Here is a 19,419-nt window from a genome sequence, read left to right on the forward strand (position 1 = left end):
AAATGATTCCAGTTCAATTAATTTTAGAAGGTTTGTATTCTTATCAGGAGCGCCAGACCATTGATTTTCAAAGACTGACAGATGCTGGATTATTTGGAATTTTCGGGTCGGTCGGTTCTGGAAAATCTTCAATTCTGGAAGCCATCACATTTGCTTTATATGGCGAAACAGAACGTTTGAATTCCCGGGATAAACGCGCATATAATATGATGAATCTTAAATCCAACCGATCTTACATTGCATTTGATTTCATCAATTTTGAAAATAAAAAATTTCGCGCAACCCGGGAATTCAAAAGGAATTCTAAAAACTTTGAAGACGTAAAAACACCGAATGTTATTTTCTATGAATGGAAAGATGAAAAATGGATTCCGCAGGAACGATCCAATACCGAAGAAATCATTGGATTGAGCTACGCCAATTTCAAACGTACGATCATTATTCCGCAAGGTCAGTTTAAAGAATTCATCGAACTCGGTGCGACGGAACGTACCAATATGATGAAGGAAATTTTTAGTCTTCAGCGTTTTGATCTCCAAAATAATGTTTCTGCTTTAAATGAAAAAAACAAAACTGAACTTCATTTATTAGAAGGTCAATTGAAAGGTTTTGAAACCATTACCGAAGAACAGATTCAACTTCAAAAGGAAAATTTAAAAATTGAAACATCAAATTATCTTGAAGTTGAAATTGGTTTCAAGAAAATTGAAAAACACTATCAACAGCTTAAAAACCTGAAAACTGATTTTGAGATTTTAAACCAAAAGAAAGAAGCATTTGAAAAATTATCGGAACAAAAAGAAAAAATGGATCTACTGTCGGCACAAACCGAAAGATTCGATAACGTTTTCAAACTTTTCAATCCTCTGATTTTAGAAAAGAGTAAACTTCAAAAAGAAATTGAAACGCAGAAAAATAATAAAGAAACTCAGGAGAAAATTTTAAAGGAAATTGTTACTGAATTTAGTACGATCAACGAAGCGTTAAAGATTATTGTACCGAAATACGAAGCTTTGAACGACTCTAAAATTCAGGAACATGATCTGGGTTTAATTGTACAGATGCTGCAGTTTTCAGAAGAGATCAAATTGCTGCAAGAACGCACTAAACATGGCGCTGAAACGGTACAGGAAGTTGATCAAAAACAAAAAGGCATCGCAGACAAGATCAAAATTCTTAATGAGAAAATAAAGGCACTAAAACCTCAAAAATTAGATTCGAATCTTTTAGTAGCGGTCGAGAAGTGGTTTTCAGAGCAGAAAAAGCTAAAAGAAAACCAGAATATTCATACGAAGAAAATTAGAGAACTTCAATTAAAAATAAATGCGATCTCCACAGATCTGGAACCTTTTAAAATTAATATTGAAACCTTTAAAAATGATTTTAAAGAAAAAAATGATGCTTTAGAAGTTCAGCACAAACAACTTTCAGATAAAAAAAACCAATTGGAAGTTCAGCAGCAATTAGCCCATTTTTCCAACCAACTTCACGATGGAGAATCCTGTCCGCTGTGCGGTGCTTTGGAACATCCGAATATTGTGACTTTTGAGGATGTACAATCAGAGTTGAATCACTTGGGAAAACTGATCGAAAACACTGAGAATCAAAAGAAAGATCTTCAACAACAAGTTATGGAGATCGAAAAGATACTGTACCAAAAAAACACCTTTGAAGAACAGTTAGGCACGGAACAGGAAAAATTAAAGCTGGTAAAAGTTCAGCTGGATAAACATCAGCAAAGTTTTACCTGGAAAGAATTCAACTCGGAAAACGAAACTGAGTTTGACCAAAGACGGCAAAAATCTTTTAGCATAGAAGAACAAATTGAAGAACTCAACCAAGAGGTCTCCACTGAACAGAAAAATTTAGAAAAAGAACGCGGAAATTTTGATAAATTCAATAAAGCGCTTGAAACGTTTAAACTGGAAGAAGCACAAAAAGCAACGCAGATTCAAACCAATTGGACTAATCTGAAAATTTTAAACTGGGATAATTATCAAGATCAAAATATAGCTGAGGTTCAGAAAATATATGAGGATTTATCAAAAATCAATCTGGAAACTGAAAAAAATTATCAGCACTTTATTGCGAAAGAGAAACAAGTTGCGCCTAAATTAGCTGCGCAAAAAGCCGGTTTACAACATTTAGAAAAAAGCATTCTAGCGATAAAAAAAGAAATAGCAGATAACGAAAAGCTTTTAAAAGAATCTTTGATCGCGGAAAAATTCGCCGATCTGAAAGAAGTTGAGTTTATTTTAGGTCAACAAATTAACGTTGTAGAATCCCGGAAAATAGTTGAAAATTTCACAGTAGAATTTAAAACGCTAAAAAACGGAATTACAGAACTGACTTCAAAATTGAAAGATTTCTCTTTTGATCAGGAGGAATTCTCTACACTGGAAACTCAATTTGAAACGGCTGAAAAGAAATTAAAAACCGCAAATAATATCGTGGTAAAAACGACGTCTGAAATCGAAAGACTGGAGAAAGAGTTTAAGAAAAAAGAAGCATTGTTAAAGGATCTCGGGAAAATTCAGAAAAGAGCAGATGATCTGAAGGTGATGTTCAATCTGTTTAAAGCAGCCGGTTTTGTACAGTTCGTATCGTCTATTTACCTACGTAAATTATGCGATCATGCCAACGAACGGTTTCATCGGATGACGAGAAATCAGCTCAGTTTACAACTGAATGAAAACAATGATTTCGAGATCATCGATTATCTGAACGAAGGAAAATGCCGAAGTGTGAAAACGCTTTCCGGCGGACAGGCATTTCAGGTTTCTTTGAGTCTTGCATTGGCACTTGCCGAAAGCGTACAGTCGAATGCACAGGCAGATAAGAATTTCTTTTTTATTGATGAGGGTTTTGGCACCCAGGATCTGGAATCGGTGAATGTGGTTTTTGAGACGCTGACCAACCTTCAAAAAGAGAACAGAATTGTGGGAATTATTTCGCACGTTGAAGAACTGAAAGAGAAAATGCCAGTTTCGTTGAATATTACAAAAGATGAGGAACGAGGCAGTTTGATCGAGGTGGTCTAATTTATATTAAAAGTTCATACTGCTAATCAATACGAATCAAAAATAAAAAGGCGGGATCATTCCCGCCATTATTCGCTTCCATTTCATTATCTCACCAATGGCGCCACTTTTTCACCAAATAATTGGATCGATTTCCGCATGATATCATTTTCGGGTGAACCAATATCCATATGCCCAATAAAGCGGGTGAGTCCGAAGATCTCTTTTAGGTAATTAATTTTTTCAGCAACTTCCGCTATGGTACCGACGAATAAGGCGCCCTCTTTGCTTCGGCCTCCGTCGTACTGCATTTTGGTGTAAGGCGACCAACCTCTTGTTGAGCCGATCCGATCCATTTGTGCTTTATAATTGTGGAAATAACCTTCGATAACGCTCGGATCCTCGCTGACAAAGGTGTGTGAATGTATAGCGATCTGCATTTCGGATTCTTTATGACCTGCCGCCAGATATTCCTGTTTGTAAAAATCAATCAGACCTTTAAACTGCAGAGGCATTCCACCAATAATGGCTACGATTAGCGGCATTCCTAATTTTGCCGCACTTAAAACCGATTGTGGTGTTCCACCAACGGCTCTCCATATCGGAAGTTTTCCATTATTTTTAGCACGTGGATATACCGTTTGGTTTTTCATTGGTGCCCGAAGTTTCCCGGTCCAGGAAACATTTTCTTCGGAATTTATTTTTAGTAAAAGCTCCAGTTTTTCATCGAAAAGCTGTTCATAATCATTTAGCGAATAGCCATACAGCGGAAAGGATTCGGTGAAACTGCCGCGACCGACAAATATTTCTGCGCGTCCGTTTGAAATAAGATCCAGCGTTGCAAAATCCTGATATACTTTTACAGGTTCAGACGAACTTAAAACAGTTACGCCACTCGCTAATTTTATATTCTTGGTAACGCTTGCCGCCGCAGCCAAAACCATTTCAGGAGAGGAGACTGCGTAATCAGCACGGTGATGTTCACCCATCGCGAAAACATCGATCCCGACCTTATCCATTAATTGGATCTGATCTATAATTTCGCGGATCTTACTTCCTGCATCTTTATATTTTCCGGTATGCTGGTCGATGGCCAAGTCGCCAAACATTCCTATTCCTAATTCCATACTGTTCAGTTTTTGATGGAACAAAATTACATTTTATGATCTTTAAAAACATTGATGAATGATAAGAACCACATTGTTCTGGCCTTCTTTTTTTAATTACTTTTGCTAATCGTAAATCATCAATAAGATTGACCAAAACAACATATGGAAAAAATCATAGAAACTCTAAAAGCCGGCGGCACCCTTCTTTATCCAACCGATACGATCTGGGGAATCGGGTGTGACGCGACAAATATTGAAGCGATCAACAAAATTTTTGAAATTAAAAAAAGGGAGAAAAACAAGTCAATGATCATTCTGGTAGAATCTGCGAAACGTCTGCAAGAAATAGTTGAAGTCCCAGAAATGGCTTGGGAGCTTATGGACTTATCAGAAAAACCAATCACTTTGATTTATGACAACCCAAAAGGGCTACCGAAAGAATTACTGGCCGAGGACGGAAGTATCGGAATTCGTTTGGTCGATGATCTGTTTCTGAAAAAAATAATTACAAAACTCAATAAGCCCCTGGTTTCTACTTCAGCGAATTTAAGCGGGCAAAAATCACCAATGAGCTTTTCTGACATTTCAAAAGAAATTATCGATGCTGTTGACTACGTTTCAGAAGAAAATCGAGATAAAGTTTCGGAATTTTCTGGATCATCAGTTATACGTCTCTGGATGGACGGAAGAATTAAAGTAGTAAGAGAATAAATGATATAAGATAACAAAAAGAGTGAAATTTCACTCTTTTTGTTTTAGTACCTTTTAAATAATAGAAAAACCCGATTCTAAGTCAGTAATAATATCATCGATATGCTCAATACCAACACTTAATCTAATCTGACCTGGCCGAATTCCTGCCTTCTGCTGCTCGGATTCAGAAAGCTGCTCGTGGGTTGTGGATGAAGGATTGATGATCAGCGTTTTAGAATCGCCAACATTCGCAACATGACTTATTAAGGATAGATGATTAATAAATTTAACAGCAGATTCTTTTCCACCTTTGATGTCAAAACTTAAAACACCACCAAATCCTTTTTTTAAGTATTTCTTAGCACTTTCATGATCTGGAAAACTGGATAATCCTGGATACAGCACCTTTTCAACTTTCGGATGATTTTCCAAAAATTCGGCAATTGTTTGCGCATTACTTACCGTTCTTTCTAACCGAAGCGACAGCGTTTCTAAACCTTGTAGCAGTAGAAATGAATTGAACGGTGAAATAGTGGGACCAAAATCACGCAACCCTTCTACTCTAGCTTTTATGATAAACGCAATGTTTCCAAAATCAGAATTGCTCCCGAAAACATCTGAAAAAACCAATCCATGATAACTTTCAGAAGGTTCCGATAATAAAGGAAATCTACCATTACCCCAGTCGAAATTACCACCGTCGATAATGACACCACCAATCGAAGTTCCATGACCACAGATCCATTTGGTAGCAGACTCTACCACTACATTAGCACCATGTTTTAACGGCTGAAAAAGATAGCCACCAGCACCGAAAGTATTGTCTACAATTAAAGGAATATTGTGTCTTTTTGCGACTTCTGCAATCGCTTCGAAATCCGGAATATTTAAACTTGGATTTCCAATTGTTTCCAAATAGATGGCTTTCGTATTCTCGTCAATCAAGGCTTCAAAATTTTCTGGCTGGTCATCTGCTGTAAAACGGCATTCGATACCTAATTTTTTAAAAGAAACTTTGAACTGAGTATAGCTCCCACCATATAGATAAGGCGAACTCACAAAATTATCGCCATGCTGCAAAATATTGGTAAGGGCAAGAAATTGAGCTGCATGACCCGAACTTGTTGCTAAAGCAGCCACTCCACCATGCAAAGCAGCCATTCTTTTCTCAAAAACATCTGTGGTTGGATTCATTAATCGCGTATAGATATTACCAAACTCTTTTAACCCAAATAAGTTTGCAGCATGTTCTGCATTATCAAAGGTATAACAGGCTGTTTGATACAGTGGAACTGCTCTGGAATTGGTGGTTGAATCTACGGTTTGACCGGCGTGAACTTGTAAAGTTTCAAATTTTAAATTGCTCATATGATTAAATAATTAATTTTATTTTTTTGGCAACTTATCCTTTGAAAATAAATATCGAAAGAGCATAAAAAAAGCTCTTTCGATAAATCAAAAGAGCTTAATATATAGAAATTCTATTTTCTAAATTTTAATATCTGACTTATCTTTCCCGCGCTTGCGAGTTGAATTTTGCACCTTATTTATTTCTAAACAGGTTGCCAAAGCTTCAAAGGGTCAATTCCCTCCACTTTTCTGAATAAGTTGCGATGTTGTTAAAGAACGTCTTTAAGGGTACAAATCTAGAACAAAGTTTTTAATTTAAAACAAAAACTCAATGAAATTTTATAATAAAATACTAATTATCTTTAAAAATACTTTGAAATCATAGAAATAAGCACCTATTTTTCAGTGGATTTGTTCTTTCGTTCCCCAAGGGGCAGCTGGTGTCTCAGTAGTTTTGGTTAGATCAAATCGAACGGTGAACAGTCGATCGCTGCCAATTCTTCGAAGATTGTACGTAAAGCTGGTTTCGTCTATCGTGAACCACCAAACATTTGTTGCGGCTTTCGGTATTAATTGGGCAGTACCTGCATCTGCCGGAAACATTTGAAGATTTTCTAAACCAACATTAGAACTTATACCACCATACTGGGTCGATTTCTCCTCGGTGCCATCGGGATTTCGGTGATCGTGTTTTAAGCTTAAAATCTTATCATCATTCTTATGTAAAACCCAGGTTCGTGACTTATCGTCTCCAACAAAAAATGGAATTCTAATATCATTTTTTTCGCAAGAACGGACATGCATTACTAATTTCTTGCCTGTAAAACCATCACCTGCTATTCCACCAGACGTTATTTCTCCTTCATATGCGTTCTTACAATGTTCCTGGAGTTTTGCCCAAAAAATTTCTGAGGGTTTTAGCTCTTGAGAAACCAAAAGTAAAGGTACTAATGATAATACAAAGTATAATTTTTTCATTTCCTTTTTAAATAACAATTATTAATGTAAAATCTAAACATACAACAAAAATCCCTTGAGCGCTAATTCTCAAGGGACGTTTATAGGTCTACTCTAAAAAACAGACTTCATTTAACTTTATAAAATAATTTCCGTATTTAATTTACTTCAAACTTTCTTTCTCTAATTAAATTCGCGATTGCCAACATATCCTCACCGATTAATCGATCTTCTTCTAATTTTGCCACCTTAGTACGAACCAAAGCATAGGCATTTTCAACGTATTTCGAACATTTTGCAGGTCTTCTAAATTCTAATCCTTGTGCTCCAAACATCAATTCTACCGATAAAATATTTTCCAGATTTCCTAAAACCTGATTGAACTTTCGCCCCGATATACTGCCCATCGAAACATGATCTTCCTGGCCTAAACTTGTTGGGATAGAATCTGCCGAAGCGGGGAAACACAAAGTTTTATTTTCTGTCACTAACGCTGCAGATGTATATTGAGGGATCATAAATCCTGAATTTAATCCTGAACTTTCAGTCAGCAATCGAGGTAAGCCGTATTTACCCTCTAAAAGAAGATAACTTCTTCGATCAGAAATATTTCCAAGTTCAGCAACTGCTAAAGTCGCATAATCTAAAGGTAGAGCCAATAGTTGGCCGTGGAAATTACCTCCTGATATCGACTCTTCGGCACTTAGAACAATAGGATTATCTGTAACTGAATTCAATTCTATTTCTGCTAGACTCTTCAAATGCTCGAAAGCATTCCGACTGGCACCATGAACTTGTGGCACACAACGCATCGAATAAGGATCCTGAACCCTGTCGCAGTATTCGTGGCTTTTCATGTTCTCGGAATTCTTTAAAAACTTCCTCATTCTGGCGGCAACTTTTTTACTTCCATCAAATGCACGAATGTCGTGTAGTTCTTTTTTAAATGGACTTTCAGATCCGCGATAGGCTTCTAAACTCATCGCTGCGGTTAAATCTGCCAGATCGAGTAAATACTCAAATTTATTGAGACCTAAAATCGCATGCGCCAAAATAAATTGGGTCCCATTGATTAATCCTAAACCTTCTTTTGGACCCAATTGCAAAGCCTTTAAACCATTCTCCTCTAAAACTTTTCCTGCTTCTTTGATTTCGCCATTTTGCCAAACTTTGCCTAAACCCAAAAGAGGCAGAACCAGATGAGCTAAAGGAGCTAGATCTCCTGATGCACCCACTGAGCCCTGTTCTGGAACTACAGGGATAATATCTTTTTCTACCATCAAAAGCAGCCTTTCAATTACGTCTAACGAAACACCAGAAAATCCTTTTGATAAAGCATGAATCTTTGCGATCATCATGACTTTGGATAATTCTTTAGCAATGGGTTTCCCAACCCCTACTGCGTGCGAAATAATTAAATTATACTGTAACTGAGCTGTTTCTTCATCAGATATTTTCACATCGCACAAAGGCCCAAAACCAGTATTGATTCCATAAACCGTGCGGTCGGATGCTACAATTTTCCGCACATTATCCTGAGATCTTAGAATTTTTTCCTTTGCTTCTTTGTTAAGTTTTGCTTTATTTGGATCTCCCAAGATCTCCAAAACGTCAGCAATTGTAAAAGTATCTACACCGTAAATTTTCATGAATAAGATTTTGTCTAAAATTACGCCTTTTTAGGAATGTATAAAAATCCAGCGATTTATTTTTTATTTCCTAATAAATATCATACTGATAACGGCTAAGAAAAAATATTATCTGCAACATAATTAAAAATTTAACTCTAATTTTGATAGTCATTTAATAAAAACCGACAATTCATATGGATTTAAAGAAACCGATACATAATTTTCATATTCCTGTAATGGGATTAGCCTATACAATTGATAGCCCCATAAGGGTAGCTCAGTACGGAATTTCTTCCGTAATTTCAATCATAGACGATGAAATCATCGAAAAGATGAACAGCTTGTATCACAAAAGAAATAATTTTAGCTACAAAGAAATTTCCAACAAAGTAGAAGATTATCGTGCAAAAAGAATTACGGCGTACTTGGATATGGTACAAGAAGTCGTCAATGAAAGATTTGATACATTCAAACAGGAATTAAGCAAAAGTAAAGAATCCCTTCAGCAATATATTGCTATGCTTCCAAATAAGTCTGATTTCAAAAAAGGATTAGAAAATTTAGCTGAACAAAAAGAAAATTTCACAGAAAATGTCTGGAAATTTTTAGAAAGTCATCTTTCACCGGGAAGTATTGACGTTAATGTAATGACCAAAGTAGATAAAGATAATTTCGTAAAAGGAGAACAGTTACCTGTTATTTATAATGACGCGCATGTATCTTTGAGAGGATTTGCTAACAGCAAGCTTTCTTCTTCTATCGTATTGTCGGCTGGAATGAATCCTCGCCTGTACAGTTATTTCGAAACTTTCCCTGATTTCTTCCCAAATGAAAAAGGAGTATTAAAAAAGAAAATAATCTTAAAAGTAAGTGATTTCCGATCTGCCATGATCCAAGGAAACTTCTTAGCCAAAAAAGGACTTTGGGTTTCTGAGTATCGCGTAGAATCAGGACTTAACTGTGGAGGACACGCTTTTGCTACCGATGGTTTGTTATTAGGACCGATCATGGAAGAATTCAAACAGAAAAAAAACGAATTGATTGCTTCTGCTCACGAGTTAATGAACAATGCGTTGACTTTAAAAGGATTATGCTATCCAACTCACCCGATGGATATGAAAATAACTGTTCAAGGTGGCGTTGGAACTGCGGAAGAACATGAATTTTTATTAGAAAATTACCAAGTAGACAGTATTGGGTGGGGTTCGCCCTTTTTATTAGTTCCGGAAGCTACGTCTGTTGATCCGGAAACCCGCAAATTATTATCGAAATCCAAAGAAGAAGATTATTACCTTAGTAATATCTCGCCGTTGGGCATTCCGTTTAATACCATAAAAGGGACAACAAATGAATTCTTAAAAAAAGATAAAATTTCCAAAGACAAAGCAGGAAGTTCTTGTCCAAAGAAGTATCTCGCTCTAAGCAAAGAGTTTGGACCTGAAGGAATCTGCACCGCTTCACGTAAATACCAACAAGTAAAATTAGCCGATTTGGAAGTTTCAAAAGCGGAAATCAATATCCATGAATATGAAAAAAGAAAAAATAAAATAACGGAGAAATCTTGTCTTTGTGTTGGCCTGGTCAACTCTTCTTATCTTGAAAATGAGATTCCGATTAAAGGGGAAAAACAAGGAGTTGTAGTTTGCCCTGGTCCTAATTTGGCATATTTTGACAAAGAAGTTTCTCTTTCCGATATGCTAAAACACATTTACGGAAGTATCAACATCATTCCTGATACAAAGCGTCCAAACGTATTTATCAATGAATTGAAATTATATGTAAATTTTCTGAAAAATGAAATTGAAGAATACACCAATATCTTAAATAATGCTCAGGTCAAAAAATGGAAAACGTTCAAAAATAACTTGATCGATGGAGTTACTTATTATGAGAACTTATTCGCGGCAACAAATTTCTTCAAAAATAATTATGCTGTTATTGAGCAGCAGTTGGCTGATTACAAGAGACAGATCATGAATCTTGAAATTCCTGAAGTCAAAATGGTTTAAAATAAAAACATGCATTTTTTATAACAGTCTTTCATCTCCTGGAAGACTGATTTTTTTTGATCAGTTCTTTCCTACGGATACAAAGCAAAATCCGTATTTTTGTATTATGAATTCTGAACTCGAACTTCAATTAAAAACTTTACCCGCTGATCCTGGTGTTTATCGGTATTACGATAAGAATAATCAGTTGCTATATGTTGGGAAAGCCAAAAATTTAAAAAAACGAGTTCTTTCCTACTTTAATAAAAACCAAGCTGGTTCCCGTACCAGAGTGATGGTCAGCAAAATCAACCGTTTGGAAACAACGGTAGTGAATAGCGAATATGATGCACTATTGCTTGAAAATAATTTAATAAAAGCACATAAGCCATTCTACAATGTGATGTTGAAGGACGACAAATCGTACCCTTGGATCTGCATTAAAAATGAAGATTTTCCTAGGGTATTTATGACCCGAAACCGTATTAAAGATGGTTCTGAATATTATGGACCTTACGCAAAAGTCCGTCCTGCAAAGATTTTACTGGATACCATTAAGCATATTTATAAAATAAGAACCTGCAATTTAAATCTTTCACCAAAAAAAATCGCTGAAGGAAAATATAAGGTTTGCCTGGAATATCATATTAAAAATTGCGAAGGTCCTTGTGAGATGCTCGAAATGAAAGAAAGCTATGATAAAAAGATCGACGCCATACGTGGTATTATAAAAGGAGATTTTCGGATAGCTAAAGAATATCTGATTGAGCAGATGATGAGTTTAGCTGAAAATTTGGAGTTCGAAAGTGCACAAATGATCAAAGAAAGAATGGATCTTCTTGATGATTACCAGCACAAGCATACGGTGGTTAATCCAAGCATCCATGATGTAGATGTTTTCGGAATGACAAGCGACGAAACTGCAGCTTACATTAACTACTTTAAAATACAAAATGGAAGTATTGTCCAAAGTTTCACCACAGAAATAAAGAAAATTTTAGAAGAGTCGGATGAGGATATGTTGGAGGAAGCGATGATTGAAATTCGTCAGAAATTTAATTCTGATTCTAAAGAAATACTCATTCCTTTCCACTTGTCTGTTGAAATTCCTAATGTTAAACTGATCGTTCCGAAAGTTGGGGACAAGAAACGAATTGTAGAACTTTCTGAGAAAAATGCGAAAGAATATCGTATTGAGAAACTTAAACAGGTTCAGATCGTCGATCCGGAAAGACATACCAACCGAATCATGGCCGAAATGCAAAAATTATTGCGGATGCCTGTTGAGCCACGTCACATTGAAGGTTTTGACAATTCAAATATTCAGGGTACGAATCCAGTTTCAGCATGTGTTGTTTTTAAAGATGGAAAACCAAGCAAAGGTGATTACCGAATTTTTCACCCTAAGACTGTAGTAGGGCCTGATGACTATAAAACCATGGAGGAAGTTATTTATCGACGGTACAAAAGACTTTTAGATGAAGGTGACGCATTGCCTCAATTGATTTTAATAGATGGTGGAAAAGGGCAACTTTCGTCCGCAGTGAAAAGTTTGAAATTACTTGGATTATATGGGAAAATTACCATTATAGGAATTGCGAAGCGCCTGGAAGAAATCTACTTTCCAGAAGATTCTATCCCGTTATATCTCGACAAAAAATCTGAGACTTTGAAAATTCTACAAAGAGTTCGTGATGAATCCCACCGCTTCGGAGTAAAACATCACCGGGCAAGAAGAACTAACTCAACTATAAAATCAGAACTCGACGAAATCCCTGGTGTTGGCGAAAAAACGATTGAATTATTGCTTCATAAACTGAAATCAGTAAAAAGAATTAAAGAATCAAATTTAGAAATTTTAGAAGAAATTCTCGGCAAATCAAAAGGCAGAATCGTTTGGGATTATTTTAACCCAAACTAAATTTTATTTTTGCGAAAAAACTTCTTTCCTATAGCTTCCATCAGCATTCGCTAATTCCACTACAATTTTACTATCCTCAAAATAACCTAAAGTTGTGGTTCCATCAGCCAGTTGGACGCGATATACCTCTTTTTTCGTGGAAGGTTTAAACATGGCGTAAGGAGCTGAATTATCGGAATGTGTTAAAACAAATTCACCCTTACTCAAATAAATTTTATTAAGGATTAAATTACCATTGGTATAAACTTCTAAATTTTGGATAGATTTTCGGCCTTCTTTCCGACCTATTTCAGTTAGATTTTTATCTATATCATTTTCGATGGTAGTTTGAGCTGTATTTCCTAGTGGGTATGAAGAGTTGGGTGTCACTTTATCTTCCACCATTTCTTTCGGATTTGAGTTTGAGATGGTACGGGTAGCAACTTCTAATGCATCTTGCATCCCAGGTTCGAAATCTTTTAAACTTGATCTTCCTTCAAAAATACCGATAGATTTATCTTTACAATCCTTAAATTCAATTTTCACTTTATTTGAAAAGAGATTACCTGTATCCATAACCTCTGCTTTTAGCATATTACAAAGGTTATTTCCCGAATTTTCTTGAACGATAGTGTATTTTTTAACTTTTAACACCTTGATTAACATGTCTTTGAGACCATATTTATTCGCTTTTATATCATTAAATTTTTCTGGAATCACAATAAATTGATAATCTGAAGTTTTTTGCCCGTACAAAGCAATTGCTAAAAATATTGAGAAAATTTGGAAAAGCTTTTTCATGATTTTTTATTTAAAGGTGAAGCTATGCATTTATCTCTAAATCTTGGATTAAATCAGAAATGAATTAATTACGATTTAAATAAAATGGAATCGAATTTTGAAGCACTCTAATTTCTAAAATTTCCCATATCAAGTTTTAGGGAAAAGAAGTTAGAATAGAAGTTAGATCCGCCGATTCCTGAATTGGTTATTGCATAATCGAGTGTTAAACCTTGATACTTAATCCCAATGCCAGCACTGGGCTGAAAGGAAACTTTGCGTTTTAAGTTTTCAATATCAGTAACTGTTTGAAATTTATTGATCCCAACTCTTACAAAAACCATATCTTGAAATTTGAGTTCTGCACCGGCATAAGGAGTAACACTAGCAAAATCAGTAGAAATCAATGCGGCAGTTTTTGCAAAATCAATATTAACGCCAGCTTCTGGCAAGAGTTCCAAATCCCGATTAATTTCAAAATTACGACTTAATCCAACATTTAATTTTGGCAATGTTAATTCCAGCTTATCTTTCGGAGCAGGATTAAATTCTTCGCCATTCACCACCGCTGAAAGTTCTTTTTGATTAACTGTCCAAAAGTTAACTGTTGTGGTTGCATCTTTTAAAACCGCTCCATAATTCCAGCCATTATCATCATGATAGATCGCTCCAATATCAAATCCAAATCCATAGCCACTCGCAAATTTACCTACATTTCTATAAACTAATTTGGCATTGACGCCTACGTCTAATTTTTGATTATCATTTGGGTGAAAAGCGTACGAAATTAAAGCAGCATAATCAGATTGCGAAAAGCTGGTAATCTTATCATAGTCAATATTACCTTCGGGATCAATTAACTGGGTGGTATTAAGGATATTATCAACACCGAGACGCACCAGAGAGATTGCAAATACACCACCTTTGTTATCCAATGGTTTTGCATAAGCTATATAATCATATTTTGCAATCGATTCAAAATATTCCGCGTGCATCGCTGCACCTTGCCAATCGCGGTCTACGCCAACTAATCCGGCAGGATTCCACATGGGCGAATAAACGTCATTTTGATTGGAAATTACTGCTCCGCCCATCGCTAATCCTCGCGCACCAGCACCGATGTTTAAAAATTCATTCGAATATTTTCGTATGATTTGAGCTTCAGAGGAAAACCCTGAAACTAATAAAATGACCATGAATAATTTTTTCATCAATTTGGTGCTTTAATAGCTGTGCTTTTTCGCGCTTTCAGAACTCCATTTACAATGATAGCCAATATCATAATTAATGAAGCTCCATAAAATATAGGACTCATTTGCTCCGATTCTCCAAAGATAAAAAAAGCTAGAATAATCCCATAAACCGGTTCTAAATTTACAGTTAGAATTAAAGTAAATGGGGAAATATATTTCATTAAATTCACAGATTCTAACATCGGAAAAGCAGTAAATACACTTGCTAATATTACAATTAACGTCAGATCACGACCGCTTATTTCGTTTAGGGTAGTAATTTGTCCCGTTAACAAATAAAAGACCGACAATATAATACATCCAGAAAATATTTCATAGAAAATAATATTGCCAGAACTTGTTTTACCAAATATCTTACCATTAAAAACAGAAAAAACTGTTCCGAACAACGCCGTTAAAATCCCATAAAAAATTCCTTCCTTATAGTGAAATTCAGTCTTGAAAATTAACCCCATACAAATCACAATCACCACGCCCATCACTACTTCAGAAACATCAACTTTTCTTTTAAAAATAATCGGTTCAAGAATAGCTGCAAATAACGTGGATAGCGACAGGCAACTTAATGCTATTGAAACATTTGAAACTTTGATCGAGTAAAAAAAACAAAACCAGTGAAATGCCATGAACCCACCAATAACCGATAGTTGAATGAATAATTTCTTAGAAACTTTGAGACTTTCCTTTTTGAAAAAACGAATAAAAACAAATAGAAAAAAAGCAGCAAATAACATCCGGTAAAAGGACAAGATATGGGCATTTGCATGAATTAATTTACCTAAAATTGCGGTAAAACCCCAAAGGAAAACAATTAGATGAAGACGAAAAAGAGCAGAGTTTTTGAACACTATTTATAATTATTAAGTTTTGCAAAGCTACAAATCCAATTTCTATTTTTAACGAATTTAAACGCCTGATTTTCATCAAAAAACCCTAAAAATCTTATCAACTTTTAGGGTCTTTAAATAATAAACTATTAAAAATAAACTACGCTGGGGAATTCTAAAAAGATCCCATTGCTTTTTTAACGGATAATGCCGGGATTTATTTTTCGTATAAAAAATTTATTTATTAAATAATTTTCTGAAACTCAAATCATTAATCCTATGCGATGTTTTAGATCATATTATTTTAAAAAATCTTACCTTTAAACCAAATTTTTTGCCCTTATGAATTTAGAATTTAACAAAAGAGAAGATCAAAATAAATTAAAGCTTGCTGCTATCAATACTTTATTGACTGAAATAAAAAAAGGTGGCGGCGAGAATAAATTACAAAAGCAAAGAGACCAAGGTAAATTGACCGCTCGCGAGAGAATTGACTACCTTCTAGACAAAGGTTCTGATTCTATTGAAATCGGCGCTTTTGCCGGATACGAAATGTATGAAGAACATGGCGGTTGCCCCAGTGCAGGAGTTGTCGTAAAAATGGGCTACGTTTCTGGAAAGCAATGTTTGGTGGTGGCTAATGACGCATCCGTGAAAGCAGGAGCTTGGTTTCCTATTACGGCGAAAAAGAATTTACGTGCTCAGGAAATCTCAATGGAGAACAGACTTCCAATTATTTATTTAGTTGATTCTGCAGGAGTTTACCTACCAATGCAGGACGAAATTTTTCCTGATAAAGAACATTTTGGCCGAATTTTTAGAAATAATGCAAAAATGAGTTCCATGGGAATCACCCAGATCTCCGCGGTGATGGGAAGTTGTGTTGCAGGTGGTGCTTACTTACCTATTATGAGCGATGAAGCGATGATTGTTGATAAAACAGGCTCCATCTTTTTAGCCGGTAGCTATTTAGTGAAAGCAGCAATCGGAGAAAATATTGATAATGAAACGTTGGGCGGTGCAACTACGCACTGCGAAATTTCTGGTGTAACAGATTATAAAGCTAAAGATGACAAAGATGCGCTCGACCGCATCAAAAATATCATGAAATCTATCGGCAGTTATGAAACTGCAGGTTTTAACAGAATTGACAGTTCGCCACCAAAAGAAAATATAGAAAACATTTTTGGACACATGCCCGTTTCCAGAGCCGACCAGTATGATACATTTAATATTATCAAATGTTTAGTTGATAATTCAGAATACGAAGAATATAAAGCTGACTACGGGAAAACGATTATTTGTGCCACTGCCAGAATTGATGGTTGGAGTGTAGGTATAGTCGCTAATCAAAGAAAGTTGGTAAAAAGTGGTAAAGGAGAGATGCAATTTGGTGGTGTAATTTACTCTGATTCAGCTGATAAAGCAACTCGGTTTATTGCCAATTGTAACCAAAGAAAGATTCCTTTAATTTTCTTGCAAGACGTAACCGGATTTATGGTTGGATCTAAATCTGAACATGGTGGAATTATCAAAGACGGAGCAAAAATGGTGAACGCGGTTGCTAACTCAGTTGTACCTAAGTTTACAGTTATCACAGGAAACTCCTATGGAGCTGGTAATTATGCAATGTGTGGAAAAGCTTATGATCCCCGATTAATTGTGGCTTGGCCATGGGCAGATCTCGCGGTAATGGGAGGCAGTCAGGCTGCTAAAGTTTTAGCTCAAATTCAAACTTCCACGTTGAAGAAGCAAGGAAACGTAATTTCGGAGGAAGAAAATCAGGAAATCCTGGATACTATTTCTAAAAGATACCAAAAACAAACAGAACCGACTTATGCAGCTGCAAGGTTATGGACTGACGCGATTATCAATCCGATTGATACCAGAAAATGGATTTCTATGGGAATAGAAGCTGCGAATCATTCCCCTATTAAAGAAAAATTTAATTTAGGAATTATTCAAGTTTAATTAAAATATCGGAAAACATAATTTTAAATTGAAGGGTTACTTACAAAAGTGACCCTTTTGTTTTAAAAAATAAATTTTGCTTTCCAGGTAATTTGAATCATTTAACGATGAAATTGACGGATTTAATTTATTTAAAAACAACCTTTGTACCTTAGTAAAACAAGATGGTTAATTTTCTTTATAAATTAACACATTGTATTGATTAAATAAATTTATATTTGTAAAAAACTGATCGCTGATGAAAAAAATTTACTTATTCTATGTATTTCTGTTATTTAGTTGTATAAATTTTGCACAAAAAAGAGATTCTTTACGAACCGAAAGTAACCGCCTCGAATTTCAATACAAAAAAATGTACGTTCCTCTGGGATTAATGCTTACTGGAGTTGCTGCCAGCGGTCATAGTCAAAAATCATGGAACAATAAAATGCATGCAGAAAGAGACGAGCATCTTTTGAACTTTGAAAATCATGCTGATGATTATATACAGTTGCTTCCTTTTGTAGCAATCTATGCTTTTGAAATCGGCGGAATGAAACCAAAAACAGATTGGAAAAACCGTACTGCCATTTTAATGAAAGGCCAATTTATCAATTTAGGATTGGTTTATATTCTGAAAACTACTTTCAAAGAAACTCGACCCGACGGGAGTGCCTTATCGTTTCCTTCTGGTCACACAGCACAAGCTTTTTCGGGGGCAACTATGCTTGCTATAGAATATGGAGAGAATTACCAATGGGTTCCTTATGCAGCCTACGGCGTAGCTTCTACCGTTGGTGTTATGCGAATTGCCAATAACAAACACTATCTATCTGATGTGCTTTTTGGTGCCGGTTTAGGTATTCTATCGATGAAAGTCGCTTACTGGACCCATCAATACAAATGGACTCAACACAGAAGTACCACCGATCCGTTTGCGAAAATTTATTAGGATGAGTAGTTATTTAATGCTATTAGGATTGTTATGTTCAACAACTCTTTTTTCACAGACAGACTCAACAATTCAGATAAAGGCGCAGGAATTTCAGGTTTCAGAAAATACCACTTTAATTTATCCAAAACCGAAAATATCTGATCTTTACAGAAAAATTCCAACAAATTTTATTGGAGTAGGCAAAGATGTTGTTTCTAAAGATATTTTTGGATATTCAGTAGCAGCATTAGCATCTACCATTGCATTACTGCCCTTGGATCCCGCAATTATACAAACAAGCAGAAAATTAGGAAATAATATCGGTTTTAGCGAGGATCACTCTTATTCCAACTTAGGACCTTTAAAAATAGTTCCGGGAGATGCTGGTTCCTTTGTTTATTTCATGGGAAACGGAACCACTTTTATTTTGATAGGAACAGGTTTAGCAACTTACGGATTAATAGTTAATGATTATAGAGCGCAAAGCACATCGATGCAGTTGGTACAAAGCATTCTATTATCTGGGCTTTTTTCTCAACCTCTCAAGAGAATCACCGGAAGAGAAAGTCCTTTTGAAACATCCAGTTCAGATCGTAATCATAGCACCTGGAAATTTATGCCCTCATTTTCTGCTTATCAGGAAAACACTTCAAAATATGATGCAATGCCTTCCGGACACTTAACAACCGGAATTGCCGCGTGGATTGTTTTAGCGGAAAACTATCCAGAAATAAGGTGGATTAAACCACTTGGTTTCACTTTAATGGGATTAATGAGTTTTGAAATGGTTCAAAGCAAGGTACACTGGGCTTCAGATTATCCAATCGCTATCCTAATCGGTTATCTTATTGGTAAAAATATTGCAAAAAACGCAATGATAAAAAAAACGAATAATACAAATGAACTAGCGCAGAAGAAGTATAAATTCAATATTGCAGCTTCTAATTTATATGGAGTGCAAACGGTAGGAATGACGCTTAGCTTTTAATTTAACATTGTCTTAACAAAATCAGTTTTAATTTCTTAT

At 35.5% G+C, this 19,419-nt stretch carries 14 protein-coding genes and 1 riboswitch; of the genes, 7 read left to right on the forward strand and 7 right to left on the reverse strand.

What is annotated here, in order from left to right; translation table 11 throughout:
* The first annotated feature begins 2 nt into the window (after positions 1-2).
* Positions 3-3,041: an AAA family ATPase gene (locus FNJ88_RS02845; RefSeq protein ID WP_143851651.1), complete on the forward strand. Its 3,039-nt coding sequence runs from the start codon at positions 3-5 to the stop codon at positions 3,039-3,041.
* 86 nt (positions 3,042-3,127) lie between these two features.
* Here the strand turns inward: FNJ88_RS02845 and FNJ88_RS02850 are convergent, their stop codons facing one another.
* Entirely contained in the window at positions 3,128-4,147 is a 1,020-nt protein-coding gene (locus tag FNJ88_RS02850) for an LLM class flavin-dependent oxidoreductase (protein ID WP_143851652.1), read from the reverse strand.
* 144 nt (positions 4,148-4,291) lie between these two features.
* Here FNJ88_RS02850 and FNJ88_RS02855 point away from each other — a divergent pair, with 144 nt between their 5' ends.
* Positions 4,292-4,840, forward strand: a complete 549-nt coding sequence (locus FNJ88_RS02855) for an L-threonylcarbamoyladenylate synthase (RefSeq protein ID WP_143851653.1) — start codon at positions 4,292-4,294, stop codon at positions 4,838-4,840.
* 54 nt (positions 4,841-4,894) lie between these two features.
* On the opposite strand, the gene FNJ88_RS02860 is transcribed toward FNJ88_RS02855, so the two are convergent.
* The 3 genes from FNJ88_RS02860 to hutH form a co-directional block, all read right to left on the reverse strand.
* Positions 4,895-6,190, reverse strand: coding sequence for an O-acetylhomoserine aminocarboxypropyltransferase/cysteine synthase family protein (locus FNJ88_RS02860; protein ID WP_143851654.1), 1,296 nt, complete (start codon positions 6,188-6,190; stop codon positions 4,895-4,897).
* Positions 6,191-6,326: 136 nt separating this feature from the next.
* A riboswitch (SAM riboswitch) is annotated at positions 6,327-6,432 on the reverse strand.
* A gap of 142 nt (positions 6,433-6,574) precedes the next feature.
* Positions 6,575-7,150 carry a hypothetical protein gene (locus tag FNJ88_RS02865; protein WP_143851655.1) on the reverse strand — a complete coding sequence of 192 codons (576 nt, stop codon included), beginning with the start codon at positions 7,148-7,150 and terminating at the stop codon, positions 6,575-6,577.
* A gap of 137 nt (positions 7,151-7,287) precedes the next feature.
* Positions 7,288-8,778, reverse strand: a complete 1,491-nt coding sequence (gene hutH / locus FNJ88_RS02870; RefSeq protein WP_143851656.1) for a histidine ammonia-lyase — start codon at positions 8,776-8,778, stop codon at positions 7,288-7,290.
* Between the two features lie 176 nt (positions 8,779-8,954).
* On the opposite strand from hutH, the gene FNJ88_RS02875 reads away from it, so the two are divergent.
* Positions 8,955-10,769, forward strand: a complete 1,815-nt coding sequence (locus tag FNJ88_RS02875) for a hypothetical protein (protein ID WP_143851657.1) — start codon at positions 8,955-8,957, stop codon at positions 10,767-10,769.
* Positions 10,770-10,875: 106 nt separating this feature from the next.
* The gene (gene uvrC, locus FNJ88_RS02880; RefSeq protein WP_143851658.1) at positions 10,876-12,669 is read left to right on the forward strand and encodes an excinuclease ABC subunit UvrC; all 1,794 of its coding nucleotides are present in this window, start codon (positions 10,876-10,878) and stop codon (positions 12,667-12,669) included.
* A 3-nt stretch (positions 12,670-12,672) separates the two neighbouring features.
* On the opposite strand, the gene FNJ88_RS02885 is transcribed toward uvrC, so the two are convergent.
* The 3 genes from FNJ88_RS02885 to FNJ88_RS02895 form a co-directional block, all read right to left on the reverse strand.
* Positions 12,673-13,449, reverse strand: a complete 777-nt coding sequence (locus tag FNJ88_RS02885; RefSeq protein ID WP_143851659.1) for a hypothetical protein — start codon at positions 13,447-13,449, stop codon at positions 12,673-12,675.
* Between the two features lie 107 nt (positions 13,450-13,556).
* Positions 13,557-14,639 carry a PorV/PorQ family protein gene (locus tag FNJ88_RS02890; RefSeq protein ID WP_143851660.1) on the reverse strand — a complete coding sequence of 361 codons (1,083 nt, stop codon included), beginning with the start codon at positions 14,637-14,639 and terminating at the stop codon, positions 13,557-13,559.
* Positions 14,639-15,529, reverse strand: a complete 891-nt coding sequence (locus FNJ88_RS02895) for a DMT family transporter (protein WP_143851661.1) — start codon at positions 15,527-15,529, stop codon at positions 14,639-14,641. The genes FNJ88_RS02890 and FNJ88_RS02895 overlap by 1 nt, the downstream gene beginning before the upstream one ends.
* A gap of 321 nt (positions 15,530-15,850) precedes the next feature.
* On the opposite strand from FNJ88_RS02895, the gene FNJ88_RS02900 reads away from it, so the two are divergent.
* The 3 genes from FNJ88_RS02900 to FNJ88_RS02910 all read left to right on the forward strand — a co-directional run bounded on the left by FNJ88_RS02900 (position 15,851) and on the right by FNJ88_RS02910 (position 19,380).
* Entirely contained in the window at positions 15,851-17,479 is a 1,629-nt protein-coding gene (locus tag FNJ88_RS02900) for an acyl-CoA carboxylase subunit beta (RefSeq protein ID WP_143851662.1), read from the forward strand.
* Positions 17,480-17,831: 352 nt separating this feature from the next.
* A complete protein-coding gene (locus FNJ88_RS02905) occupies positions 17,832-18,410 on the forward strand; it encodes a phosphatase PAP2 family protein (RefSeq protein WP_185145849.1) in 579 nt (192 codons plus the stop codon).
* A 1-nt stretch (position 18,411) separates the two neighbouring features.
* Entirely contained in the window at positions 18,412-19,380 is a 969-nt protein-coding gene (locus tag FNJ88_RS02910) for a phosphatase PAP2 family protein (protein ID WP_143851664.1), read from the forward strand.
* The last annotated feature ends 39 nt before the right edge of the window (positions 19,381-19,419 follow it).

The organism is Chryseobacterium sp. SNU WT5 (assembly GCF_007362475.1).
GTDB lineage: Bacteria > Bacteroidota > Bacteroidia > Flavobacteriales > Weeksellaceae > Kaistella.